Origin of the sequence: Maricaulis sp., assembly GCF_030149235.1 — a bacterium.
Taxonomy (GTDB): domain Bacteria; phylum Pseudomonadota; class Alphaproteobacteria; order Caulobacterales; family Maricaulaceae; genus Maricaulis.
Genome location: NZ_JASBRW010000037.1, coordinates 44,115 through 68,930, shown reverse-complemented (window position 1 = coordinate 68,930; position 24,816 = coordinate 44,115). Strand labels below are relative to the sequence as shown.

General features: G+C 61.7%; 21 protein-coding genes. 9 read left to right on the top strand and 12 right to left on the bottom strand.

Annotation, left to right across the window (positions count from 1 at the left end):
- Positions 1-74 precede the first annotated feature (74 nt).
- Positions 75-1,640, bottom strand: coding sequence for an NAD(P)H-hydrate dehydratase (locus Q1V51_RS05510; RefSeq protein WP_300553945.1), 1,566 nt, complete (start codon positions 1,638-1,640; stop codon positions 75-77).
- 77 nt (positions 1,641-1,717) lie between these two features.
- Between Q1V51_RS05510 and Q1V51_RS05505 the strand changes: the two genes are divergently transcribed.
- The 8 genes from Q1V51_RS05505 to Q1V51_RS05470 all read left to right on the top strand — a co-directional run bounded on the left by Q1V51_RS05505 (position 1,718) and on the right by Q1V51_RS05470 (position 14,436).
- Positions 1,718-2,056, top strand: a complete 339-nt coding sequence (locus Q1V51_RS05505) for a P-II family nitrogen regulator (protein ID WP_300553942.1) — start codon at positions 1,718-1,720, stop codon at positions 2,054-2,056.
- 33 nt (positions 2,057-2,089) lie between these two features.
- Positions 2,090-3,493, top strand: coding sequence for a type I glutamate--ammonia ligase (gene glnA / locus Q1V51_RS05500; protein WP_300553939.1), 1,404 nt, complete (start codon positions 2,090-2,092; stop codon positions 3,491-3,493).
- 158 nt (positions 3,494-3,651) lie between these two features.
- Complete coding sequence (locus tag Q1V51_RS05495; protein WP_300553937.1) at positions 3,652-6,840, top strand: autotransporter domain-containing protein; 3,189 nt, start codon at positions 3,652-3,654, stop codon at positions 6,838-6,840.
- 101 nt (positions 6,841-6,941) lie between these two features.
- Complete coding sequence (gene parE, locus Q1V51_RS05490; RefSeq protein WP_300553935.1) at positions 6,942-8,954, top strand: DNA topoisomerase IV subunit B; 2,013 nt, start codon at positions 6,942-6,944, stop codon at positions 8,952-8,954.
- Positions 8,955-9,039: 85 nt separating this feature from the next.
- Complete coding sequence (locus tag Q1V51_RS05485) at positions 9,040-10,479, top strand: amidohydrolase (protein WP_300553933.1); 1,440 nt, start codon at positions 9,040-9,042, stop codon at positions 10,477-10,479.
- A complete protein-coding gene (locus tag Q1V51_RS05480; RefSeq protein ID WP_300553930.1) occupies positions 10,479-11,750 on the top strand; it encodes an amidohydrolase family protein in 1,272 nt (423 codons plus the stop codon). The genes Q1V51_RS05485 and Q1V51_RS05480 overlap by 1 nt, the downstream gene beginning before the upstream one ends.
- A gap of 112 nt (positions 11,751-11,862) precedes the next feature.
- Complete coding sequence (locus Q1V51_RS05475; RefSeq protein WP_300553926.1) at positions 11,863-13,230, top strand: DEAD/DEAH box helicase; 1,368 nt, start codon at positions 11,863-11,865, stop codon at positions 13,228-13,230.
- A gap of 216 nt (positions 13,231-13,446) precedes the next feature.
- A complete protein-coding gene (locus Q1V51_RS05470; protein ID WP_300553924.1) occupies positions 13,447-14,436 on the top strand; it encodes a GGDEF domain-containing protein in 990 nt (329 codons plus the stop codon).
- On the opposite strand, the gene Q1V51_RS05465 is transcribed toward Q1V51_RS05470, so the two are convergent.
- From Q1V51_RS05465 to Q1V51_RS05420, 10 genes are read right to left on the bottom strand one after another with little or no spacing between them, the layout of a single operon-like run.
- The gene (locus Q1V51_RS05465) at positions 14,437-15,027 is read right to left on the bottom strand and encodes a glutathione S-transferase N-terminal domain-containing protein (RefSeq protein ID WP_300553921.1); all 591 of its coding nucleotides are present in this window, start codon (positions 15,025-15,027) and stop codon (positions 14,437-14,439) included.
- Between the two features lie 4 nt (positions 15,028-15,031).
- Positions 15,032-15,385, bottom strand: a complete 354-nt coding sequence (locus tag Q1V51_RS05460) for an iron-sulfur cluster assembly accessory protein (protein WP_300553918.1) — start codon at positions 15,383-15,385, stop codon at positions 15,032-15,034.
- A gap of 11 nt (positions 15,386-15,396) precedes the next feature.
- Positions 15,397-15,831, bottom strand: coding sequence for an SUF system Fe-S cluster assembly protein (locus tag Q1V51_RS05455; RefSeq protein ID WP_300553916.1), 435 nt, complete (start codon positions 15,829-15,831; stop codon positions 15,397-15,399).
- Between the two features lie 8 nt (positions 15,832-15,839).
- Positions 15,840-17,081: a cysteine desulfurase gene (locus tag Q1V51_RS05450; RefSeq protein ID WP_300553913.1), complete on the bottom strand. Its 1,242-nt coding sequence runs from the start codon at positions 17,079-17,081 to the stop codon at positions 15,840-15,842.
- Positions 17,078-18,109 (bottom strand): Fe-S cluster assembly protein SufD, encoded by a 1,032-nt coding sequence (sufD, locus tag Q1V51_RS05445; RefSeq protein WP_300553911.1) that lies wholly within the window; start codon positions 18,107-18,109, stop codon positions 17,078-17,080. The genes Q1V51_RS05450 and sufD overlap by 4 nt, the downstream gene beginning before the upstream one ends.
- On the bottom strand, positions 18,110-18,874 hold the full coding sequence (gene sufC, locus Q1V51_RS05440; protein WP_300553908.1) for a Fe-S cluster assembly ATPase SufC: 765 nt from the start codon (positions 18,872-18,874) through the stop codon (positions 18,110-18,112). It lies immediately after the preceding gene.
- A 1-nt stretch (position 18,875) separates the two neighbouring features.
- Positions 18,876-19,613: a hypothetical protein gene (locus Q1V51_RS05435; RefSeq protein WP_300553905.1), complete on the bottom strand. Its 738-nt coding sequence runs from the start codon at positions 19,611-19,613 to the stop codon at positions 18,876-18,878.
- The gene (sufB, locus tag Q1V51_RS05430) at positions 19,613-21,115 is read right to left on the bottom strand and encodes a Fe-S cluster assembly protein SufB (protein ID WP_300553902.1); all 1,503 of its coding nucleotides are present in this window, start codon (positions 21,113-21,115) and stop codon (positions 19,613-19,615) included. Before sufB ends, Q1V51_RS05435 begins: the two co-directional genes overlap by 1 nt.
- 2 nt (positions 21,116-21,117) lie before the next feature.
- Complete coding sequence (locus Q1V51_RS05425) at positions 21,118-22,269, bottom strand: cysteine desulfurase family protein (RefSeq protein WP_300553899.1); 1,152 nt, start codon at positions 22,267-22,269, stop codon at positions 21,118-21,120.
- Positions 22,270-22,272: 3 nt separating this feature from the next.
- The gene (locus Q1V51_RS05420; protein ID WP_300528609.1) at positions 22,273-22,740 is read right to left on the bottom strand and encodes an Rrf2 family transcriptional regulator; all 468 of its coding nucleotides are present in this window, start codon (positions 22,738-22,740) and stop codon (positions 22,273-22,275) included.
- Between the two features lie 208 nt (positions 22,741-22,948).
- Between Q1V51_RS05420 and Q1V51_RS05415 the strand changes: the two genes are divergently transcribed.
- Positions 22,949-23,632, top strand: a complete 684-nt coding sequence (locus Q1V51_RS05415) for an alpha/beta hydrolase (protein ID WP_300553896.1) — start codon at positions 22,949-22,951, stop codon at positions 23,630-23,632.
- Positions 23,633-23,690: 58 nt separating this feature from the next.
- Here Q1V51_RS05415 and Q1V51_RS05410 read toward each other — a convergent pair whose 3' ends face one another.
- A complete protein-coding gene (locus tag Q1V51_RS05410; RefSeq protein WP_300553893.1) occupies positions 23,691-24,797 on the bottom strand; it encodes an anhydro-N-acetylmuramic acid kinase in 1,107 nt (368 codons plus the stop codon).
- Positions 24,798-24,816: the final 19 nt, after the last annotated feature.

The window sequence follows — 24,816 nt, the reverse complement described above, 5'->3', positions numbered from 1 at the left end:
TCACCTTATGTCGGGCAGATGGGCGAACATGAACCGCTTGCCCGCGCAGGCCAACCCCTCAGCCTGTCAGAGCTCTAACAAGCCAGCAGGCGCCTCTGGGCGCTTTGACGCCGCAAGCGGGCATCCAGAGCATTGCGGGACAGGCCGACCTCCTCAAGCAGGCGCTCAGCCGTCAACCCCGTTCCGATGCGCATTCCGGCATCGCCATGCAGCCAAGCCGCCGCGCAGGCAGCATCAAACCCGCCCATCCCCTGGGCCATCAGACCGCCAATCACGCCGGCAAGCACATCGCCGGAACCGGCTGTCGCCAGCACTGGGCTGGCATGCCGGTTGATTACGGCCATCCGTCCCGGCGCTGCGATAATGGTGTCAGGCCCTTTCAGTAGAACCGTACAACCCGCCTGCTCCGCGGCCCGGCACGCGGCTTCGAGCTTGTGGGCGCTGGCCTCGAGAACACCCGGGAAGACCCGGCGAAACTCCCCTATATGCGGTGTCATCACATCATCCGGACGCAAGGAATTGAGAAGTTCCGGGAGATCGTTTTCGTAACTGGTCAGAGCATCGGCGTCGAGCACCGCCTTCGCCCGCGCCGTCAGAAGCGATTCGACGGCCTGTTTGGTGCCGGCACCGATACCGGCTCCCGGCCCGATAACGGCGACGTCCGCTCGGCAAGCCTGCGCAATCGCCTCGCTCTCATAGCCTCCTGCCCAGGGCCGGACCATCACGGCGGTCGACTGCGCCGCGTTGATCGGTAGCGCATCGACAGGGCTGGCCAGGGTCACCAGACCGGCTCCGGCGCGCAACCCCGCCTCGCCGGCCAGCCTCCCCGCTCCGGTTGAACTGGCGCCCCCGGTGAAGACAACAAGACGGCCGCGTTGATGCTTGTGGGACAGCGTTGCGGTGGCCGGTAGTTCTTCTGCCCAAAGGGCTGGCGAATTGCGCAAAGCCAGAGGTGCGGCCCGGCTGTCCCATCCGTCCGGGATACCGATATCGACGACGACCAACTCACCGCAGGTCGAAGCCGCCGGTTCGAGCAAGTGAGCCGGCTTGGCGGTGTGGAAGGTGATGGTGAGATCGGCGACGATCACGGGCCCGTCTGCCTGTGCGGCATCACCCTTCTGCCCGCTGGGCAAATCAACGGCGACGACAACAGCAGAGCTGGCATTCACGCGCTGGCAGAACTCCGCGACGGCGCCGGTCAGCGGCCGGTCCAGCCCAGCCCCGAACAAGGCATCAACGACAAGGCCGAACTCGGACGGATCGGATTCCTCGACAGACTGCACTGGCCCGCCCCAGGCCAAGTAGGCCTTTCGCGCATCGCCCTTGAGCTGTTCCGGATCACCCAGTGCAGCAACCGTCACCGGCCAGCCTGCCTCAAGCAGGCGGGCTGCGCAGATATAGCCGTCACCCCCATTATTCCCGGGGCCGCACGCTATCAGGGCAGGACGCATATGCCATCGCTGCAGGATGGCCGCGGCCAGCTCGGCGCCAGCCGTCTGCATCAGGCTGAACGAAGCCACGCCGCTCTCGACGGCATAAGCATCGCAGACCGCTGTGTCGGCGGCCGAAAGCACGGCATGCTCACCCAGTGCTCGCTTGCGCAGCAGTTTTGCCTCACGGTCGAGCAGTCCAGCCTTCATCGCAGCCTCCTCGCCTGATCGACCTTGCCCGGGCGCGGCAAACACCTAGCGTGCATCCCGGCCACAGGGAGTCGGTCATGAAGAAAATCGAAGCCGTCATTAAACCGTTCAAACTCGATGATGTGAAGGAGGCGCTCCAAGAAGTCGGCGTGCAAGGCCTGACCGTCCTCGAGGCCAAGGGATTCGGTCGCCAGAAAGGTCATACCGAACTCTATCGCGGTGCCGAGTATGTTGTCGATTTCCTGCCCAAGATCAAAATCGAACTCGTCGTCCCGTCTGACCGCGTTGAAGCGGCAATCGAGGCGATCCAGAACGCGGCCCATACCGGCCGTATCGGCGACGGAAAGATCTTCGTCAGCCCTGTCGAAAGCGTCATTCGCATCCGGACCGGCGAAACCGGCCGGGATGCGCTTTAAATCCACAGTCCAAGTCAGAGCGGAGCTCGAACCATGTCGGAAGACATTCTCAAGAAAATGCATGATGAGGAGATCAAATACGTCGATCTCCGCTTCACCGATCCTCGCGGCAAGCTGCAGCACGTCACGTTCGACCGCTCGCAGGTCGATGAGGATTTCTTCGAAGACGGTGTGATGTTCGACGGCTCCTCGATCGCCGGCTGGAAGGCGATCAATGAGAGCGACATGGTGCTCAAGCCGGACACCAGCTACGTCGTCGAGGATCCGTTCTACCAGCAACCGACCCTGACCATGCTCTGCGACATTCTCGAGCCGGGCACCGGCGAGAGCTATAATCGCGACCCGCGCACCACGGCCAAGAAGGCCGAGGCTTTCCTGAAAGCGTCGGGCATTGGTGACCAGGCGTTTTTCGGCCCGGAAGCGGAATTCTTCGTGTTTGACGATGTGCGCTGGTCGACCGAGCAGAACGACACCTTCTACAAGTTCGACAGCGAGGAAGGCCCGTACAATTCCAGCCGCGCGTTCGAGGGCGGCAATATGGGGCATCGTCCGGGCCCGAAGGGCGGCTATTTTCCGGTCAACCCGATCGATAGCGGCCAGGACATGCGCACCGACATGCTCGGTGTAATGGAAGAACTCGGCCTGGAGCCGGAGAAGCACCACCATGAAGTGGCACCGTCCCAGCACGAACTCGGCATGAAATTCGCCGGCCTGACGACGATGGCCGACCGCATGCAGATGTATAAATACACCGTGCACATGGTGGCCCATGCCTATGGCAAGTCCGCCACCTTCATGCCCAAGCCGGTCTGGAATGATAACGGCACCGGCATGCACGTGCACCAGTCGATCTGGAAAGACGGCAAGCCGATGTTTGCCGGCGATCGCTACGCCGATCTGTCCGACACCTGCCTTTATTATATCGGCGGCATCATCAAACACGCTCGAGCCATCAACGCCTTCGCCAACGCCTCGACCAACTCTTACAAGCGCCTGGTCCCGGGCTTCGAGGCCCCGGTCCTTCTGGCCTATTCCGCGCGCAACCGATCGGCCTCAATCCGTATTCCGTGGGTCAACTCGGCCAATGCCAAGCGCCTGGAAACCCGCTTCCCGGATCCGGCCGGCAACCCCTACCTCACCTTCTCGGCTCTGCTCATGGCCGGCCTCGACGGGATCGAGAACCGCATCGATCCGGGCGATCCGATGGACAAGGATCTCTACGACCTGCCGCCGGAGGAGCTGCGTGATGTTCCGACAGTCTGCTTCTCCCTGCGCCAGGCGCTGGAAGAGCTTGATGCCGACCGCGACTTCCTCAAGAAGGGCGGCGTCATGGATGACGACCAGATCGACGCCTATATCGACCTCAAGATGGAAGAAGTCGAACGATTTGAGAGCCATCCGCACCCGGTCGAATTCGACATGTATTACAGCTGCTGATCCTCAAGGGCAGCATGACATCAAGCACGAGGCCGTCGGCATGTTCCGGCGGCCTCGCTGTTTTGGGGGCAATTGAGCGGTCGACGAGGCGCTTTGCATTCGCTACAACTTCGCGCAAGTTTACCAAATCCCTCATGGGTTGTTCGTCAGGAGTCGGTATGCGTCGCCGTTTTTTGTTCGCCAGTGCACTTGCAACGCTGACCGTTAGCGCGCCGGCGGCTTTTGCCGATCGCGAGATCACCGAAGAGATCACCACGCCGATCGCGACGTCTACCGCTGGCGATGGCGGTGGTCCGGACAACATCATCATTTCCAACACCGGGCGCGTCGTGCTGAGCACGCCGGGTACGGCCGTGACCCTCGATAGTGACAATACCGTCACCCAGGACGGCCGCATCCTCGTTGAAACGGATGATGATGGCGGCGTAGGCGTCCACATCCAGGGCGGCAATACCGGCGCTTTCACATCGAACAACTCGATTGTGGTCGGCGATGTCACGACCCCGGAAGACACGGACGAGGACAATATCGTCGACGGCCCGCTCGCCGTGGGCAGCGGCCGGATCGCTGTCCTTGTTGACGGCACCGAAGTCTTCACCGGTGATATCCTGTTCAATAGCGGCAGCTCGATCACCGTCCGCGGCGATGATTCTGCGGGCATTCGCGTTCTGACCGGCATCGATGGCGACCTGATCTATAATGGCCGCCTCGACATCACGGGTGACGATTCCACTGGTATCGAGGTGCTGGGCGATGTGTCCGGTGATCTCGGCATTGGCGGCGTCATCACCTCGCTGGGTGACAATAACAATGCGGTTGTGGTCGCAGGCGATGTGGGTGGCCGCATCACGATTGACGGCGACGTCCGCAATTCCGGCTACCGCTTCCCGTCGCGTCCGCCAGAGGATTTTGTCGAACAGGTTCTCGGCGATCCTGACGATGTCGGTTACAGCGGTGCTGCGGTCCTGGTGCATGGTAGCTCTGCCGGCGGTCTGCTGATCACCGGGCCGGCCGAGGACAGCCCGAACGAAGCTGCATCGTCAATCAACTCGGCGGGCCCGGGAGCCGCGCTGGACATTCTGGCAAACGCCACCTACGGCGACATCGTCCTTGGCGAAGTCGTGATCGAAGCCGTGGCAGATGACCCCGATACCGAGGAAGACGAAACACGCGCGGCGATTCCGCTTGGCTATTCTCTCGTCAACCGGGGGGCGATAGGCGGCCGGGGTGAGCTCGATGGCGTTGAGCCGATTGGGGTCAGCATTGGCGGTAGCGATGGCTTCACCGCGACGCTGACCAACGGTTTCCTCAATGCGGGCCGAATTACGGCTGTCGGCTATTCCAGTCTGGCGACGCCTGCCGTGTCGCAAGCACTCTATCTTGGCGAGGGCGCGATCCTTCCGGTCTTCACCAACCAGGGCATCGTCAGTGCCCTGAGCAATGGCCGGGACGGTGTCAGCCGCAGCATCAACATCGCCAGTGGCGCCTTCCTGCCGACACTGGTCAACGAAGGCACGATCTCGGCCACATCCATTGATGGCGGACGCGCGATCGCGATCGAAGATGCCTCCGGCACCCTCACCTTTATCGAAAACTCCGGCATCATCTCGGCCGGCCGCACGGCACCGAGCGAGGGCAGCGACGACACCGACATCTCGACGATTGCCATCGACGTGTCCGGCTCCTCGGCCGGCGTCCTCGTGCGCCAGTATCGCCGAGAGAATTCACCGGACGACTTCTTCCCGTCCATCACTGGCGAATTCCGTTTTGGCAGTGGCGATGACGAGTTGCGGATCGAATCCGGTACGGTCACGGGCAACATGTCGTTTGGCGATGGCGCCGACCAGCTCAACATCTCCGGCGGCTCGACCGTCAGCGGCGTCCTGTCCGACAGCGACGGCGATTTGGTCGTCAATGTCACCGATTCCACGCTGAGCCTTGGCTCCGGCACGAACACGACCCTTCGCGAAGCCACCTTTGGCGATGGCTCGACCCTGATTTTCGAGATCGACGACGATTCCGGCGAAGTCGCCCAGCTGGTCGCGACCGGCGAAGTCCGCTTCGAAGCCGGCTCACGGGTCTCCGCGGCCCTAAGCAATCTGATCGGTGAGGGCGCGGAATTTGCCGTGTTGCGTGCCGATCAGCTCACCATCGCGGAAAGCATTGAAACGCTGCAGGACACGACCGCGCCGTATCTTTACGAGGCCGACCTGTCGCTCGACCCGGTCGACAGCAATATCATGCTGCTCACCCTGCGCCGCCGAAATGCTGAAGAGCTCGGCATGAACCGCAACCAGGCCGCCGCCTATGGCGCAACCCTGGCCGCGTGGAATGCCAATGATGAGCTCGGCGCCGCGATTGCCGGTCTCCTGACGGAATCAGAATTCTTCGACGCCTACGATCAGCTGCTGCCGGAATACGCCGCCAGCGCGATCCAGTTTGCCCAGGCGGCCAATGACAGCGCCACCGGCGCCCTTGCCTCGCGCCTCGAAGCGGTTCGCCAGAGCCCCGAGGACACCGGTGGCCTTTGGCTGCAGGAATTCGGCTATTTCGCCGACCGTGCCGGCACATCCTTCGGCCCCGGCTATCGTGGCCATGGTATTGGCGCAGCAGTCGGTTTCGACCGCCCGTTCGGCCCGTTCTACGCCGTCGGTGTGAACATTATCGGCGCCGCCAGCGAAATCTCGGAAGCCGAAGGTGTGGACGATCCGATGTCAGCCATGTTCGGCCAGATCGGCGTTTATGCCGGCGCCGAGTTCGGTGGCTTCAATCTCGACCTCTATGGTGGTGTTGGCATCGACAGCTTCGAGCATAACCGCCGCGTCCTGATCGGCAGCTTCGATACGGCTCCGGTCGCAGAATGGGATGGCTACCACTACACCGCATCCATGCGGATCGGCCGGGACATCCAAATGGAGCGCCTGTTCTTCCGTCCGTCCTTCTCTGTGGACTACCTCTCCCTGCATGAGAGCGAATACACCGAGACCGGCGGCGGCACCGGCGTGGACCTGTTCGTCGACGAACGTGACAGCAGCAGCTTCACCGGAACAGCGATGCTCGCCTTCGGCACGCGCTTTGAGCGGGACGATAGCTGGTGGGCACCGCAAATGCGGATCGGTTATCGCAGCGAGTTCTCCAGCTCCGAGCTTGAGACCTATGCCCGCTTTGCCGGTCTGGATGATGAGTTCCTGCTGCGTTCGGACACCATGCCGGGCTCCGGCTTCATCTTCGGCCTCGGCGTTGGTGGCGGCTCGGGTTATTCGACCTTCTCGCTCGATTATGACGCGGATGTCCGTGACGACTTCATCCGTCATACCGCTCGTCTGGTGATGCGTCTGGTTTTCTAGGCGCCCTCACCGGCTCTGTTTTCAACACAAGCGGCACGGATCGCAGCTGATCGCCTGCACTGGCGTTCCCAATTGGCGTGCGACTCGTGCAAACTAGGTGCATGTCCACGTCCTCCTCTTCCGACCTGTTTGGCGGCGAGCCCGCCCCGCAACCTGCAGAAACACCGTCTGGTGGTTATTCCGCCGCGCAGATCGAGGTCCTTGAGGGCCTTGAGGCCGTGCGCCGGCGTCCGGGTATGTATATCGGCGGCACCGATGAACGCGCCTATCACCACTTGTTCGCCGAAATCCTCGACAACTCGATGGATGAAGCCGTGGCAGGCTGGGCTGACCGGATCGAGGTCGCGGTGGACGCCGAGGGCTATATCACCGTCACCGACAATGGCCGCGGCATTCCTGTCGACCCGCACCCGAAATACCCGGGAAAGTCAGCGCTCGAAGTGGTTCTGACCGTGCTGCATGCCGGCGGCAAATTCTCTGACAAGGCCTACCAGACCTCCGGCGGGCTGCACGGCGTGGGGATTTCCGTCGTCAACGCCCTTACCTCCACCATGGAGGTCGAGGTGGCGCGCGAAAAGACGCTCTGGCGCCAGACCTATTCACGCGGCATTCCGCAAACAGGCCTGGAAAAGGTCGGTGCTGCCCCGAACCGGCGCGGCACCAGGGTCCGCTTCCTGCCGGACCCGGAGATTTTCGGTGAGAAAATGCGCGTCAAGCCGGCCCGGATCTACGCCATGGCCCGCGCAAAGGCCTTCCTTCGCCGGGGCGTGAAGATCCAGTGGCGTTGTGCGCCGGAACTGGTGGAAGGCACGGACACGCCCGCTGAAGCCTTGCTCTGCTTCCCGGGTGGTCTGGCCGATAGACTGGCAGAAATCACCGCCGGTCGCGCCCTGGTCACCGCGGAGAGCTTTACCGGAAAGGTTGAGCGTCAGGATGGTGCTGGGGGTGTGGAATGGGCTGTTGCCTGGTCCACCAACGGTTTCGGCAGCGAAGCTGACGGCTTCACCCAATCCTTCTGTAATACTGTCCCGACACCACAAGGCGGTACCCATGAACAAGGCCTCAGAGCGGCGCTGACCAAGGGCCTGCGAGCCTATGCAGAACATAGCAATGCCAAGAAAGCGGCCCTGATTACACCGGACGATGTCCTCGGCGGTGCCGGCGCCCTTTGCTCGGTGTTCATCAGCGATCCGGAATTCCAGGGTCAGACCAAGGAACGCCTGGCCACGCCCGACGCGGCCAAGCTGGTCGAGACCGCGGTACGCGATCAGTTTGATCATTGGCTCGCCGGCTCGCCCAAGGAAGCCACCAAGCTGGTGGAATGGGCCATTGAGCGCGCTGAGGACCGTGTCCGCAGGCGGAAGGAAAAGGCGGTCAAGCGCCAGACCGCGAGCCGGCGCCTGCGTCTTCCGGGCAAGCTGGCCGATTGTTCGCGCAACGACGCCGACGGGACCGAACTTTTCCTGGTCGAGGGTGACTCGGCCGGCGGATCGGCCAAACAGGCCCGCAATCGCGAGACCCAGGCCATCCTGCCCTTGCGTGGCAAGGTCCTGAACGTGGCGTCGGCAGCAGCCGACAAGATCGCCGCCAACCAGGAGATCAATGACCTGCTGCAGGCGCTGGGTTGTCAGACCGGCTCGCGCTTCTCGCTTGACGATCTGCGGTATGAGCGCGTCGTGATCATGACTGACGCCGACGTCGACGGGGCGCATATTGCGGCCCTTCTGATCACATTCTTCTATCGCTCCATGCCGGAGCTGATCCACGCCGGACGCCTGTTCCTGGCCCAGCCACCGCTTTATCGCCTGACCCTGGGCGGAACCACGCTCTATGCGCGGGACGACAAGCATCGCGAGCAATTACTGCGCGACGAGTTCAATGGCTCGAGCAAGGTTGATGTCGGGCGCTTCAAGGGTCTCGGCGAGATGACCCCGTCGCAGCTGAAGCAAACCACGATGGATCCCAATCTGCGCACTATGGCTCGGGTGACCATCCAGGAAGACGAGCTGCCAACGCTGGAGAAGCTGGTGGAAACCTTGATGGGCAAGAAACCGGAATTGCGTTTCGCCTACATCCAGGAGCACGCGCCGGAGATCAGCGGGCTCGATATCTGATCGTCTGCCGGTTTGACGCCCGCTCACCGATTGCGTTCAATAGAGGTCGCATTCGCGACTCAGGGGTAAAGGGAGGCACTCCCCAATGATATTCGATACTTGGAAGACCACAGCGGCGCTTGCTTCTGTGCTAGTCCTGTCCGCCTGTTCCAATGGCGGCGGCGACAGTACGAGCAATGACAGCGCTGGCGGTGATGAGGGTGAAACCACCATTGTCCGCCATGAAACCGATCCCTATCCGTCTACCTATGTACCGCGCCCCAGCACGCCGACCCTGATCCGGGGCGCCACCGTGTTTGACGGTATTGGCGGACGCATCGAAAATGGCGACGTGCTAATGGTCGACGGCCGTATTGCTGCCGTCGGCACGGGCCTGGAGGCACCGGAGGGCGCCACAGTGATCGATGGGGCGGGCCGTTTCGTCACCCCGGGCGTGATCGATATTCACTCCCATCTGGGCGTCTATCCCTCGCCGGGCGTCAGCGCCCACAGCGACGGCAATGAAGCCACCCAGCCGGTAACATCAGAAGTCTGGGTCGAGCACAGTGTCTGGCCGCAGGACCCCGGTTTTGAAGCCGCGCTGGCAGGCGGGATCACCACCCTCCACATCCTGCCGGGTTCGGCCAACCTGTTCGGCGGGCGTGGTATCACGCTGCGCAATGTCAGCGGCCGCACGGTACAGGAAATGAAATTCCCTGATGCGCCCTATACGCTGAAAATGGCCTGTGGTGAGAACCCGGCCCGCGTCTATGGCAATCGCGGCCGTTCACCGGCTACCGATATGGGCAATATGGCTGGCTATCGCGCCGCCTGGCAGCGCGCCTCAGACTATCGCGATCGCTGGCATGAATACTGGGAAGATGCGGAAGCGGGTGAAGATGTTTCCGCACCGACCCGCGACATCGAGCTGGATACGCTGATGGGCGTGCTTGACGGCGATATCCTGGTGCATATGCACTGCTACCGGTCGGACCAGATGGCGCAGATCATCGATATGTCGAACGAGTTCGACTATCAGGTCTCGGTCTTCCACCACGCGGTCGAGTCCTACAAGATCCCGGACATCCTCGCTGAAGCCAATGCCTGTTCGGCGGTGTGGGCCGATTGGGGTGGCTTCAAGATGGAGGCCTATGATTCCATTCGCGAAAACCTGCCGCTCCTGCATGCCAATGGCGCCTGTGCCATGATCCACTCTGATGATGCGTTCAATATCCAGCGCCTCAACCAGGAAGTGGCCAAGGCCCTGGCAGACGGACGGGCCGCCGGTCTCGACATCAGCGAGGCGGAAGCCTGGAGCTGGCTATCCTCAAACCCGGCGCGAGGGCTTGGCATTGATGATCAGACGGGTTCCCTCGTCGAGGGACTGCGCGGCGATGTCGTGCTCTGGTCGGGCAATCCGTTCAGCACCTACACGCGGGCGGACCAGGTCTGGATCGATGGATCCCTGCGTTATGACCGTTCCAATGAAAGCTTGCAGCCGGTCCGCGACTTCATGGTCGGCCAGCCGGGCGAAGGAGATCAGTAATGAAACGCACACTCAGCGCGATTGCTCTCAGCCTGGCCTGCACCCTGCCCGCCATGGCCCAAACCTACGCCGTTACCAATGGCCGCGTCGTCACCAATACCAGTGCCGGGATCATCGATGATGGCACTGTGGTGGTTCGGGACGGCGATATCGTGGCCGTTGGTGCCAATGTTCAGATCCCCGCAGGCGCGACCGTCATTGATGCGGATGGTGGCTGGATCACCCCGGGCATTTTTGCCCCGGTGACCCAGCTCGGCCTTGTTGAGGTGGCTCTGGAAAGCTCCACCAATGACTCCGGCGCAGACGATTCGCCCTATTCGGTGGCGCTCGACGTCGCCGACAGCTTCAACCCGGCCGGGATGCACATCCCGACCACGCGGGTTGAAGGCATTACCCGGGCGGCCCTGGTGCCCTCTACCGGGCATAATATCTTCGGGGGTCGCGGTGCCCTGATCAATACCAGTGGCGAAACCGACTCGGTCTTCGACACGGGCAGTTTTGTCTTTGCCGATCTGAGCCAGTCCGGAGCCAGTACTGCAGGGGGCTCACGCGCAGCCGCCTGGACCTTCCTGGAAGCCGCCTTCGGCGACACCCGTTTCTACCCGGGCCGTTATGCCGCGCACCCGGAGGGCGACGCCCTGCATCGCTATGATGCGGCCGCTCTGGTTGACGTCGTGCGCGGCCGCATGCCGTTGATGGTTGAGGTTGACCGCGCGGCGGACATCCGCCGGGCCCTGCGTTTCCAGGCCGAAAACCAGCCGGTACAGCTGATCATTCATGGCGGAGCAGAAGCCTGGATGGTGGCCGACGAGCTGGCCGCTGCCAACGTGCCGGTTCTGATCGACCCGATCTCGAACCTGCCCGGGTCCTTCGACCGCATCGGCTCAACGTTGGAAAACGCTGCGCGCCTGCATGAGGCTGGCGTGACCGTGGCCTACACCACGCAAACCGCGGACGGGTACTGGAATGCCCGGCTCCTGCCCCAGCATGCCGGCAATGCCGTGGCCAATGGCGTTCCATGGGATGTGGCCTTCCGTTCCATCACCCTGACGCCGGCCGAAATCTACGGCGTCGGTGCCCGTTATGGGGCCCTGGCCGCCGGCTATGCCGGCGATGTGGTGGTCTGGAATGGCGACCCGCTCGAGGTCATGTCGGCGCCGACCCACGTCCTGATCGATGGCGAGGAAACCGACATGGAAACCCGCCAGACGCGCCTGCGTGACCGTTACATGGATATCACGGACGACACGCCTTACGCTTATCGGCGCTAACGTTTCAGCCCGTGCGCGTTGACAGCGCGCACCGGGCCCGTATGTTGCGCCACCAAAGCGGCCGCGCCACCCGGCGCGGCCGTTGCTTTTGGACCAGTCTTTAAAGGACGCCATGACGTTCGACACGCTCGGGCTCAGCCCGAAACTCCTCGCGGCCATCGAAGCCGCCGGCTACACCGAACCGACGCCGATCCAGGCCGGTGCCATTCCGCTCGCCCTGCAGGGGCGCGACGTCCTTGGCATCGCCCAGACCGGCACTGGCAAGACCGCGTCTTTCACCCTGCCCCTGATCGAGAAGCTGGCGCGCGGCCGGGCCAAGGCCCGCATGCCGCGCTCGCTGATCGTCGCCCCGACCAGGGAGCTTGCTGCGCAATGCGCGGAGAATTTCGAGACCTATGCGACCGGTCAGAAACTCTCCATGGCACTGCTGATCGGCGGCGTGGCTTTCGGTCCGCAGGAGGAAATCCTCAATCGCGGCGCTGACGTCCTGATCGCAACGCCCGGGCGCCTGCTCGACCATTTCGGGCGCGGCAAACTGCTCCTCAATGGCGTACAAATGCTGGTCGTCGATGAAGCCGACCGCATGCTCGATATGGGCTTCATTCCGGATCTGGAGAAAATTTTCTCCCTGACCCCGCCGCGCAAACAAACGCTCTTCTTCTCGGCGACGATGCCGAAGGAAATTCAGTCGCTTGTCGATCGGTTCCTGAATAATCCGGAGCGTATCGAGGTGGCCCGTCCGGCGACAACGAGTGCCAACATCACCCAGTTCCTGGTCCGCCTCGACACCAATGTGCCGAAGGCCAAACGCACCGCACTACGCCTTGCCATGTCCCGTGACGGTGTCCGCAATGGCATTATTTTCGCCAATCGTAAGCGCGATGTGGACATCATCGCCCGCTCTTTGAAGAAGTATGGCTTCTCGGCGGATCCGATCCACGGGGATCTCGACCAAAGCGCCCGCACGGCAACGCTGGACAATTTCAAGTCCGGCGAGCTCAAATTCCTTGTCGCCAGCGACGTCGCGGCGCGCGGGCTGGACATTCCCAATGTCAGCCACGTCTTCAACTATGACGTACCGCACCATGCCGATGATTACGTGCACCGTATCGGCCGCACCGGTCGCGCTGGCAAAACCGGTGAATCGGTAACGATCAGCACACCGGCAGATTCCAAGTCCCTCGACGCCGTCCTCAAGCTGATCAAGGCCGACGTTCCCGAACTGGCACTAGAAGGCCTTGCAGACGCTTTGGCCGATGCTGGCGAAAAACCGCGCAGCCGGTCCTCCAAGCGCAGGAGCGAAGATCGCCCCAAGCCCAAGGAACGCTCCGAGAAGCCGCAAATCACCGAAGAGAAAAAGCCCCAGGCCAAGCCCGATCGCGGTCGTTCCGCACGCAAGGACAGACCGGATGAGCGGGAGAACAAGCGCGTCGTCGGTTTCGGTGACCACGTTCCCGACTTCATGCGCGCCGGTTCCTAAGCGCTGTAGCCGACCGTAATACAAGTGCTCTGACCGCCAAAAATCGCGGCTTGGCTCTGAGCTTATGCCCGATTTTTACCTCTTCTTTTCCTTTAGACGCTAGCTTCCGCTCCAAGGGGTCGAACAAGATCGATTCCGCGAATGGAAGGGTTGGCAGTGAACGGTCGATTGCTTGGAAATGAGGGGCAGGAGCTCGCGTCTAATGCGCTTGAGCTCATGGCAGAGCATGACGTCCCGCCGACGCCGGAAAACTACGCCGTCTGGATTTCCTTCGCCACAGAGAGCAACCCGGAGCTTTGCGCCAGCATTGCGGCGCGCATCGAAGCCCAAGAGGCGTTCTCCGAAAGTTTCAACGCCGAACTATTCGCCCAGTATTTCCAATGGCGGGCCATCCAGGATGCGGTCCTGGAAAGCGGCGGCGCCATGTCCCGCGAGCTTGGCGCCGTAAAGGAAAGCCTGGCCGCAGCCGAGCGCGATACAGCCGCTTACGGTCAGGCCCTTGAAGGGGCCTCCAGCAAGCTTGAGGGCGTGAAAGACGAGAATGGTATCAAGACCCTCGTCGAATCGCTGGTGTCGGCTACGGCCAAGATGCAGCGGCGCTCGCAGGATCTCGAAAAGCGACTGCAGGAGACCTGCAACGAGGTGACCCAGCTGCGCTCGAACCTGGAAAAGGTTCGCGAGGAAGCCATGACGGATGCCCTCACCGGCATTGCTAATCGCAAGCGTTTCGATGAAAGCCTGCGCAAGGCCAAGCGCCGTGCCGACAGCACCAAGGAACCGCTCAGCCTGGTCCTTTGCGATATCGATTTCTTCAAGCGCTTCAACGACACCTGGGGCCACCAGACCGGTGACCAGATCATTCGCTTTGTCGCTGGCTGCCTAACCCGGCATTCGATGGAGAAACATCTCGTCGCCCGCTATGGCGGTGAGGAATTCGGGATTGTCATGCCGTCGACGTCGATAGCCGACGCGTCCCTCATCGCCGAGAAAATCCGCAAGACGGTCGAATCTAAAAAATTGCTGCGCAAATCGACCAATGAGGATCTCGGCAATATCACCGTCTCGCTTGGTATCGCCAATTATACGGGCGAGGAATCGATCGAAGAATTGATCGAGCGTGCAGACACCAATCTGTATCGCTCCAAGACCGAAGGCCGCAATCGGGCAACATCTGATACGGCAGCTTCGTCACGCGACGCAGCCTGATCAGGCGTCCGCCGGCGGACGTGTGACCGCAAAACTCTCCCGCTGAGACCAGAAACCGTGCAGTGCGATCAGATGCGGTCGCGCCTCGCGCCAATTCGCCTCGGGATAGCGAAAATCCAGATAATCCAGAGCAACGGCTATGGTCAGCCCGGCAAAGCCAAGGGGCTGGGACAGTCCCGCCGCTTCGGGCTCGAGCTGGTCCAGAGCCCGGGCGATCCCGCGCTCGCGGCGCCCGATCCAGTAGTCGCTGTAAAGCGCTTCATCCCGGACCATCTCCACCCGGCGACCAACCGCAAGATCAATGAGACCGGAGCCGAGAGTCTGCAGACGCCATTCATCCCAGTCCTCACCCCAGGGCTGGTCCGCTTGGGCTGCCAGATAAGTCCCGATCAACAGGCTCTCAGTCAGCGCCCGCCCATCATCCATGATGAGGGCGAGGACACGCCCGAGCGGATTGGCTTCCAGAAGGATTTCGCCATCCTGAAACGGATGCGCATCAACCTCCTCAACCCGGTCACCCAGGCCCAGTTCGTGCACCAGAATGCGGCATTTTCGGGCATAGGGCGAAGTGTCAGAGACGAGGAGTTTCAATGGGCTAGACTTCCGTCACCGGAATGATTGTTACGCTTTCGCCGCAGCCACACGCATCCGTCTGGTTCGGATTATTGAAGGTGAATTTCGCATGCAACGGCGTGACTTCATAGTCGATCTGGGTGCCCAGAAGGAAAAGCAAGGCCTTGGATTCAAGCACGATTTCAACGCCCTTGTCCTCGACGCGCTCGTCCAGGGCTTCCGGCGCCTCGACGTATTCCATGACGTATTCCATACCGGCACAGCCGCCATTCTTGACGCCGACGCGAAGGAATCCCTTCTCGCGGCTGGCCATGATGGATTTGACACGCTCAGCGGCGGCATCGGTCAGGCTTACGGCTTTGGGGCGTTCACGCATGATCGCTCTCCCTAGAACATGTTGAGCGCGAGACGCGCTTCATCCGACATCCGCTCCGGCGTCCAGGGCGGCTCAAAGGTCAGCTCGACGACAGCCTTCTCAACACCATCGACCTGTTCCACAGCATCCTTGACCCAGACAGGCATTTCCCCGGCCACTGGGCAGCCCGGCGCCGTCAGGGTCATCTCGACCTTGAGCGAACGATCATCTTCCAGATCCACCTTGTAGATCAGGCCAAGTTCGTAGATATCGACAGGAATTTCCGGGTCAAAGACGGTTTTGAGCTGGGTGACGATGTCATCAGTAATGCGCGCCAGTTCGGCTTCCGGGATAGCGCTGACCGGCGCAGTCTCGCCAGCCTCCGGCGCCTCAGTCACCGGCTCGGCCGGTGCCGGCATTTTTGAGCCAGACAGGTCAATCACATCGCGTTCGGAATTATCAGTCATCTTGGATCCTAGATGAGGAAGTCTCGGGCCTTCTTCAAGGCCTCGACGAAGGCATCGGCTTCTTCGACGGTATTGTAGACGGCAAAGCTCGCCCGCCCTGTGGAGGAGACGCCCATACGGCGCATGAGCGGCTGAGCGCAATGATGTCCGGCCCGAATGGCCACACCATATTTGTCGACGATCTGGGCGATGTCATGCGCATGCACGCCCTCCATGTCGAAACTGATGATGGCGCCCTTCTCCTGCGCGGTGCCAATGACGCGCAATCCATCGATCTCAGCCAGGCCGCGCATGGCACGATCGAGCAAGGCCCGCTCATGTTCGAGAATCGCCTTGCGGTCATAGCGCTCGACCCAGCGAATGGCGGCGCCGAGACCGATCGCATCGGCGATCGGCGGTGTACCGGCTTCAAACTTGTGCGGTACGTCGGCAAAGGTGACGTGGTCCTCGTAGACATCGGCAATCATCTCGCCGCCGCCATGGTAGGGCGGCAAACGGTCAAGCCAGTCGCCCTTGGAGTAGAGCGCGCCGATACCTGACGGGCCGTAGAGCTTGTGACCGGTGAAGACGAAAAAGTCGCAATCGAGCGCCTGAACATCGACATCGAGGTGCACGGCTGACTGGGAGCCGTCGAGCATGACCGGGATGCCCGCAGCCTTGGCCATCTCGATAACCCGGCACGCATCAACCACCGATCCCAGCACATTGGACATGTGAGTGACGGCGATCAGCCTGGTCTTAGGCCCGATCAAATCGGACAGGTGTTGATAGTCGAGCTCGCCCTCATCGGTAACACGAGCCCATTTCAGCTCTGCACCGATGCGATCGGCAATCAGGCGCCAGGGCACGATATTGGAGTGGTGCTCCATCTGCGAGATGATGATCTCATCACCGCTTTTCCACAGCTGGCCGAAGCTGGCTGCGAGCAGGTTGATGGCCTCGGTCGTCCCGCGCGTGAAGACGATTTCCTTGGTCGAGCGGGCATTGAGAAAACGGCGCACATCCTCGCGCGCGGCCTCGAAAGCCTCGGTCGTCTCATTGGCCAGCGTATGCAGGCCCCGGTGCACATTGGCGTATTGCGCGCGATAAACACCGGCCACGCTCTCGATAACGAACTCCGGCTTCTGCGCCGAGGCGGCGCTGTCGAGATAGACCAGCGGCTTGCCGTTCACCTCGCGCTGAAGGATCGGGAATTCACCACGAATGCCGTCGATATTGAGCGGCAGCTTGATCGGGGTCTGGGCCGTCATCGGATAGCTCCCAGACGCTGGCGCAGGATCGCGGCCAGTTCCTCACGCAGGACGTCATCACTGATCATGTCCAGCGGTTCGGCAAGGAAGCTCTCGATCAACATCGCCCGGGCCTTGACCTCGGACAGGCCACGCTGACGCATGTAGAACAACGCCGTCTCGTCGATCGCCCCCAGGGCATTGCCGTGTGCGCACTGGACGTCATCGGCATAAATCTCGAGCTCGGGCTTGGCATCGATCTCCGCGCGATCATCCAGCATCAGCGCGCGGTGGGTCATTTTCGCATCGGTCTGCTGGGCCGCTTGCTCGACCTTGAACTTGCCCTGGAAAACGCCCTGGGCATGCGCGGCAACGGCGCCCTTGAGCAGCTGATGGGTTACTCCGCCCGGTCCGGTGTGGGTTACGGTCGAGGTGAAATCGGCATGACGGCCTTCCTCGAGCAGATAAACACCGCCCAGCTCAACCTCGGCGCCCTCACCGGCATGGGTAATGTGGGTTTCGTTGCGAGTCAGCTTGGAGCCGAAAGTCAGCGTTGCTTGGCGATAATGCGCCTGCTTGGCGACAACTACTCGGCTGCGCACGACCGGGATAGAGTTCTCCGGCGTATCGCACAGCACCACGCGTTCCAGCTCAGCGCCCTCGCCCAGCGTAATCTCCAGCCGCGCTGTCGGAAAAGCGCCTTCGGCCAGGCTGTAGCGCTCCTTGAGCACAACACGGGTGCCAGCGGGAATATCAATCTCGATGCTGGCGACCGAGATACCGGCCTCAGCGGCTAGCTCAAGCTCGGCATCCGCATCGATCGTCAATCGATCCGCGGCCGTCGCACCGTTCAGCCGGAATTCTGCTTGGCCGGCCGTCTCGATCCCGTGGCTCGCCCGTCGCAGATCCGACCATTTCCAGGCCTCGGCCCGCTTGGTCGGCAAACCGAACCGCACGACGGCATCGCGGGCTGCCGCGCGCCAGTCCTCGGCCCCGTCGAGCAGGTCGATCAGCGTTTTTTCTGCTGGCGTATGCGTGATTGCACCCATTTAGGCCGCCTCACCGATGAATTTGTCATAGCCTTCCGCTTCCAGCTCATGGGCCAGTTCCGGACCGCCGGATTTGACGATACGGCCATTGGCCATGACGTGGACGACGTCCGGTTTGATATAGTCCAGCAGGCGCTGATAGTGGGTAATCACCAGCATGCCACGGTCGTCAGAGCGCAGCGTATTGACGCCTTCGGCCACAGTCTTCAGCGCGTCGATATCCAGACCGCTATCGGTCTCGTCGAGAATGAGGAATTTCGGCTGCAGGATCAGCGCCTGCAGGATCTCCATGCGCTTCTTCTCGCCACCGGAAAAACCGACATTGACCGGACGTTTTAGCATGTCCATCGACACGCCGAGCGCCTTGGCCTGCTCGCGAATGAACTTCATAAAGTCTGGCGCAGACATCGCCTCTTCGCCGCGCGCCGTGCGCTGTGCGTTGAGCGCTTCCTTGAGGAAGGTGATGGTCGGCACGCCTGGGATTTCGACCGGATACTGGAAGGACAGGTAGAGCCCCTTGGCGGCACGCTCCTCCGGCTCCAGCTCGCCCAGCTCCTCGCCGAGAAATTCCATCTCGCCGTCCGTGACTTCATAGCCATCCCGGCCGGTCAGCACATAGGACAGCGTCGATTTGCCGGAGCCGTTCGGGCCCATGATGGCATGCACCTCGCCGGCAGGCACTTCGAGCGAGAGCCCCTTCAGAATGACTTTCTCCTCGCCGTCCTGGGTCTCGACCTTATTGTGGAGATTATTGATTTTCAGCATTTTATTCCTCTCCCATGCCCGCGTCACAGCGCGTGAGAATGTCATTTGTATTCAGGCCACTAGCGGCAAAGGCCGGGCCCTGGTCCAGGGAGCAGGTCTGCTCCGCCATATCGGTATTGAGCGTGTAGACAAGCGCCAGACCCGCCTCATCCAGGCGGTAACGCTGAATGGCCCAACTGACAGCACTGGAGCGCGCCGAGATCGCCGCCAGCCCCGACTGGTCATCGTAAGAGAGACCCAGACCGCTCACCTCGCCCGCCTTGGCCAGACCACCGCCCAATTGCTGATAGACCGACCAGCTGGTGTTCACATTGCCCAGATAGGTCGGCACCATCAGCTCAAGCATGCCGTCATTATTGACGTCGGCGACCTCGGGAATTCTGGAGGTCGAAACCGTCTCTTCAAAGACTTGGTAGTCGCCGTCGTCGACGAGGTTCACCGCGATGGTCAGCGCGGAAGCCCCTCGGAAGCCGTCATCTTCAACGGGGCCATAGTCGAAAAAGACAATCAAATCTTCGCCCAGAGCCAGGACGCAGTCTGTCCGACCTTGGTCATAGCCCAGACTATCACAGGCCGGTGCCGCCTCGAATCGCGCCGAGATCGGCTCTTGCTCAGCATCCGAAGTGGCCGCCACGTCCTCAACCGGAGTGGACGCGACCTCTTCGACCGTGTCGCTCAAGCCGCAGGCCACCAGCGACACACTCGCGAGACCAAGAATCAAGCCCTGTTCGAGCCTCATCAGCCCACACTCCCCTCAAGGCTGACCTTGAGCAATTGCTGGGCCTCGACCGCAAACTCCATCGGCAGCTCCTGCAACACCTCGCGAACAAAGCCATTGACCAGGAGAGCGGTCGCCGCCTCCTCGTCGAGGCCGCGCTGACGGGCGTAGAAGAGCTGGTCCTCCGAGAGCTTGGTCGTCGTCGCCTCGTGTTCGAGCACCGCCTTAGACGTCTTGCACTCGACATAGGGCACGGTGTGGGCGCCGCACTGATCGCCGATCAGCAGGCTGTCACACTGGGTGAAATTGCGCGCGCCTTCGGCCTTGCTGTGGACCGAGACGAGACCGCGATAGGTCTGATCCGAGCGCCCGGCCGAAATACCCTTGGAGATGACGCGGCTGGTCGAGCCCTTGCCGAGATGGATCATCTTGGTGCCGGTATCGGCCTGCTGGCGGCCATTGGTCACGGCGATGGAGTAGAACTCGCCGCGCGAGTTCTCGCCGCGGAGGATGCAGGACGGGTAATTCCAGGTAATCGCGGACCCGGTCTCAACTTGGGTCCAGGAGATCTTGGAATTCTTGCCGCGGCAATCACCGCGCTTGGTGACGAAGTTGTAGACCCCGCCCTTGCCGTTTTCATCGCCCGGCCACCAGTTCTGGACCGTGGAATACTTGATCTCGGCATCGTCCAGCGCGACCAGTTCCACCACGGCAGCGTGGAGCTGGTTCTCATCGCGCATCGGTGCTGTACAGCCTTCCAGATAGGAGACGTAAGCGCCCTTGTCGGCGATGATCAGGGTGCGCTCGAACTGGCCGGTGCCTTCTGCATTCATGCGGAAATAGGTCGAGAGCTCCATCGGGCAGCGTACGCCCGGCGGGACATAGACAAAGGACCCGTCCGAGAAGACGGCAGAGTTCAGCGTGGCAAAGAAATTGTCCGAGGTCGGCACGACCGAACCGAGATATTTCCTCACCAGTTCCGGGTGATCACGCATCGCTTCGGATATCGAGCAGAAGATCACGCCGGCCTTGGCCAGCTCTGCCTTGAAGGTCGTGACGACCGACACAGAATCGAACACCGCATCGACGGCGACTTTGGGCGCCTGACGCGCTTCTGCAGCGCTCTCTGCGGCACCTTTTACGCCGAGCAGGACTTCCTGCTCCTTGAGCGGGATGCCCAGCTTTTCGAAATCCTTGAGGATTTCTTCCGGAACATCATCAATGGACTCATACTTCGCGCCGGCCTTCGGGGCGGCGAAATAGTGGATGTCCTGATAGTCAATCGGCGGATACTCGACCTTGGCCCAGGTCGGGTCCTTCATCTGCTGCCAGCGCTCAAACGCATCGAGGCGCCATTCCAGCATCCACTCCGGCTCATTCTTCTGCGCCGAGATATAGCGAACGATATCCTCGTTCAGCCCCTTCGGCGCGAGCTCGGTTTCAACGTCCGTGGTGAAGCCGTACTTGTACTTGTCGGCTTCGAGCTTCTTGACGTCTTCAATGGTTTCTTTGACTGCAGCCATGATCAGGCGGTCTCTTTTATTTTCGGTTGGATGCGGGCCCAGGCACCGGTCCAGGCGCTGATGGCCGCATCGACATCGTCTTCTGTTGTCGGCCAGCCCAGGCTGATCCGAATGACACCCTCAGACAGCGTCTCGTCGAGCCGCAGGGCAGTGCCGATCTTCGAGGCCTTGGCCTTGCCAGAGGAACAGGCCGCCCCGGCAGAGATCGAAACACCGGCCAGGTCCATGGCCAGCACCTGGGTTTCCCCGCGCCAGCCCGGAACCGCAAGACCGATCGTATTGGGCAAGCGCGGCGCGGTTTCGCCCAGCACGACAACACCGGGATGCGCGCTGCGTATCGCGTCGATCGCCTTGTCGCGCAAGGCGGCAAGCGCAGCGAAATCTGCAAGGCTGGCAACCGCTTGTTCAAGCGCCAGACCCATGCCGGCAATACCGGCCACATTCAACGTACCCGAGCGTCGGCCCTTCTCCTGACCACCGCCATGGCTGTGACGCGACACAGGCGCATCACAGGCCGCGACCAGTGCACCCACGCCTTGGGGACCGCCGAACTTGTGACCGGAGATCGCCATGTAGTCGGCCCCGAGACCGGCGAAATCGACCGGGATCTTTCCCGCAGACTGGACCGCGTCGACAATCAGCAGGCCGTTCCTGGCCTTGACCAAGCCCGCCGCCTCCGCGACCGGCTGGATCGTGCCGATCTCGTTATTGGCCAGCATCAAGGCGAGAACAGGAACACCCTCATCGACATCATTCCAGCGCTGCAGGCGTTCACCCAGCCAGGCGAGATCCGCCACGCCGGCTTCCGTGGCCGGCACGGTTTCGACCGGCAGCCCGCTCGCCTCAGCCGTTACAGCGATCGCCTCATGCTCCACGGCCGACACCAGGAGCCGTTTGGCTCTGCCCGAAGTAATCACGCTATTGAGTGCGAGATTGAGCGCTTCCGTACCGCCACCGGTAAAGATCACATCCTCAGCCCGCGCTGACAGCGCCTTGCCGATTTGCCGGCGGGCATTTTCCACCCGCTTGCGCGCCGCTTGACCATGCGAATGCACCGAGGACGGGTTCCCCTCCTCGGTCATGATCTCGGCGATCAGCGCGGCCACATCGGGCCGCACACGCGTCGTGGCGTTGTGATCCAGGTAGACAGGCATGAATTACTCGGCGGCCTCAGCTCGCAGACGGTCATTGGCCCCGATAGCACCGGATGCCGCACCGAGAAGGCGCCGTTCCAGGACATCTTCAAGTGTGATCGAACTCAGGAAGAGGTAGATATGACGACCGAGCTCATCCCACAAATCGTGGGTGATGCAGCGACGACCATCAGCCAGGCACCCCTTGGCTTCCGAGCAGCGCGTTGCGCGCAGCGGCTCATCCACGGCGACGATAACGTCGGAAACGCGGATTTCGCTCGGCTCGCGGCTCAGGCGATAACCGCCACCGGGACCGCGGATCGAGGACACAATGTCCGCGCGGCGCAGTTTGGCAAACAGCTGTTCCAGATAGGACAGAGAAATTGATTGGCGCGATGCGATATCGCTAAGAGTGACCGGGCCATCCTGGCTCGCCGAGGCGAGATCAGCCATCGCCATGACGGCATAACGTCCCTTGGTGCTGAGCTTCATGTATCTACCTCCTTAAATGCTCGCATCTTTTGCCGTGATTATGCTAAGACGCGTCGCTTCGGGGCGGGGTTTGGTGCTTGCTGAAATCAGTGCGCAGCCAATACCCGACCTAAACAGTCAAGTAAATGCGCTCGGTCAATCAGGGTTTCAATAGCGCAAACCCGATTTTTTCACCGTGACGCACACAGACAAGGAAAAGGCCCGTTGAATGCCTGACGTGATCATTCCCGGCCCGGCCGGTCGGCTGGAAGGGCGCTACAGCCCAAGCGAAGACGAGACCGCACCGATTGCCCTTATTCTGCACGCTCACCCGCTCGGCGGCGGCAGCATGGACAATCCCATTGTCGAGATGCTCTACGACAATTTCCGCAAGCGCGACTACGCGACCTTGCGGTTCAATTTCCGCGGTGTCGGTCGCTCCCAGGGCAGTTATGATCAGGGCCTCGGTGAATTGTCCGACGCGGCGACCGTGCTTGACTGGGTTCAGGGGTATAATTCCGGAGCGCGCTTCTGCTTCGTCGCCGGCCATTCCTTCGGCGCCTGGATCGGTATGCAGCTCCTGATGCGCCGTCCGGAGATCGCCGGCTTCATCTCCATTGCCCCGCCGACCAATATGTATGATTTCACCTTCCTGGCCCCCTGCCCGGCGTCTGGCATCATTATCAATGGTGGCGCCGACAAGATTGTGCCGCCGGACGATGTCGAACGGGTGATGTCGAAGATCCGCGTCCAGAAGGGTATCGAAATCACGCGCGAAATCATCCCGGACGCCAACCACCTCTTCACCGAACACCAGGAAGTCTTGGAAACCCGCATCAATACCTATCTTGATGACCGCCTGCCGATCGTCGAGAAGGAACGCTCCGAGCGGCAAATGACCGGCAAGCGCTAGGCAAGATCAGCTCTACCCAACAAAAGCCCCGGTCGATGCCGGGGCTTTTTTGTTGCCTTTATGCCGGTTCGGCCCTGCGCCCACCACATACCGGCGCCGCGCACCCCGTAGTGGAGGGAAGGCTCGTCGGCAGGCCTCTCTCGACGCGAGCGGCCAGCCAGGCAAAGGCCGCAGCTTCCATCAGGTCGCCATCCCAACCCCTGGCCTCGACCGGCTGCACTTCAAACCCGAGTCGCGCACTGAGGCGCTGCATCAAATACGGATTGCGCCGACCGCCTCCAGTGATGAAAACTTGGCGGGTCTGACCAACCGCGTTGAGAGCTTCAGCAATGCTCTTCGCGGTGAACTCGACCAGAGTCGCAGCGCCATTTTCCGTCGACATCCCCCGAACCGGATCAAGAGAAAAATCCCAACGGTCGAGCGATTTGGGGGGATGTTTGGCGAAATACGGATGCGCCAGGAGCTGTTCCAACACGGCAAGGTCGGCCTGCCCCCTGGCGGCCAGCTCCCCGCCCTCGTCATAGGGCTTGCCGGACTGGTCCAGGCACCAGGCATCGATCAGCCCATTGCCCGGTCCGGTATCGAAGGCGATCGGGTCTCCCGTCTCGGGCACCCAGGTCACATTCGCCACGCCACCGATATTGACGATCGCGACCGGGCCCTTGAGCGCGGAACCCTGCACAAGCGCCTGATGATAGAGCGGGACGAGGGGCGCGCCATGACCTCCGGCTTGCATATCGGCAGAGCGGAAATCATAAATCACCGGGAGGCCAGTGGCGTTGGCCAGCGCCGCACCCGAGCCAATCTGCAAGGTCTCGCCCTTGCGACCATGGTCCGGCGCACGATGAATCACGGTCTGACCATGAAAGCCAATTAGATCGACCTCGTCCTTAAGCAACATTACATCGCCCAAGAGATCCCCCACCACATCGGAATGGGCGCAGGTCAACACCGCTTCGGCGTCAGTGAAATCAGGTCGGGGGCCGGAAAAACCCCAGGTGAGAGCCGCGTCGACAGCGGCCTGCAGGATCGCGCGTTCCTCGGCACTGTAGGCGCGATAGGCCGACGCCAGCTGGGCAATGACCGCCTCGCCATCCGTCGTGACCAGCGCGCCATCCACACCATCAAGTGACGTCCCGCTCATCAAGCCGATCACACGCTTCATGCCCTCTCCTCTTTTCACG

Bases quoted from the DNA above. Each gene is read 5' to 3' on its own strand.
- Q1V51_RS05510 (WP_300553945.1), bottom strand. From the start codon at position 1,640: ATGAAGGCTGGACTGCTCGACCGTGAGGCAAAACTGCTGCGCAAGCGA.
- Q1V51_RS05505 (WP_300553942.1), top strand. From the start codon at position 1,718: ATGAAGAAAATCGAAGCCGTCATTAAACCGTTCAAACTCGATGATGTG.
- glnA (WP_300553939.1), top strand. From the start codon at position 2,090: ATGTCGGAAGACATTCTCAAGAAAATGCATGATGAGGAGATCAAATAC.
- Q1V51_RS05495 (WP_300553937.1), top strand. From the start codon at position 3,652: ATGCGTCGCCGTTTTTTGTTCGCCAGTGCACTTGCAACGCTGACCGTT.
- parE (WP_300553935.1), top strand. From the start codon at position 6,942: ATGTCCACGTCCTCCTCTTCCGACCTGTTTGGCGGCGAGCCCGCCCCG.
- Q1V51_RS05485 (WP_300553933.1), top strand. From the start codon at position 9,040: ATGATATTCGATACTTGGAAGACCACAGCGGCGCTTGCTTCTGTGCTA.
- Q1V51_RS05480 (WP_300553930.1), top strand. From the start codon at position 10,479: ATGAAACGCACACTCAGCGCGATTGCTCTCAGCCTGGCCTGCACCCTG.
- Q1V51_RS05475 (WP_300553926.1), top strand. From the start codon at position 11,863: ATGACGTTCGACACGCTCGGGCTCAGCCCGAAACTCCTCGCGGCCATC.
- Q1V51_RS05470 (WP_300553924.1), top strand. From the start codon at position 13,447: ATGGCAGAGCATGACGTCCCGCCGACGCCGGAAAACTACGCCGTCTGG.
- Q1V51_RS05460 (WP_300553918.1), bottom strand. From the start codon at position 15,385: ATGCGTGAACGCCCCAAAGCCGTAAGCCTGACCGATGCCGCCGCTGAG.
- Q1V51_RS05455 (WP_300553916.1), bottom strand. From the start codon at position 15,831: ATGACTGATAATTCCGAACGCGATGTGATTGACCTGTCTGGCTCAAAA.
- Q1V51_RS05450 (WP_300553913.1), bottom strand. From the start codon at position 17,081: ATGACGGCCCAGACCCCGATCAAGCTGCCGCTCAATATCGACGGCATT.
- sufD (WP_300553911.1), bottom strand. From the start codon at position 18,109: ATGGGTGCAATCACGCATACGCCAGCAGAAAAAACGCTGATCGACCTG.
- sufC (WP_300553908.1), bottom strand. From the start codon at position 18,874: ATGCTGAAAATCAATAATCTCCACAATAAGGTCGAGACCCAGGACGGC.
- Q1V51_RS05435 (WP_300553905.1), bottom strand. From the start codon at position 19,613: ATGAGGCTCGAACAGGGCTTGATTCTTGGTCTCGCGAGTGTGTCGCTG.
- sufB (WP_300553902.1), bottom strand. From the start codon at position 21,115: ATGGCTGCAGTCAAAGAAACCATTGAAGACGTCAAGAAGCTCGAAGCC.
- Q1V51_RS05425 (WP_300553899.1), bottom strand. From the start codon at position 22,269: ATGCCTGTCTACCTGGATCACAACGCCACGACGCGTGTGCGGCCCGAT.
- Q1V51_RS05420 (WP_300528609.1), bottom strand. From the start codon at position 22,740: ATGAAGCTCAGCACCAAGGGACGTTATGCCGTCATGGCGATGGCTGAT.
- Q1V51_RS05415 (WP_300553896.1), top strand. From the start codon at position 22,949: ATGCCTGACGTGATCATTCCCGGCCCGGCCGGTCGGCTGGAAGGGCGC.
- Q1V51_RS05410 (WP_300553893.1), bottom strand. From the start codon at position 24,797: ATGAAGCGTGTGATCGGCTTGATGAGCGGGACGTCACTTGATGGTGTG.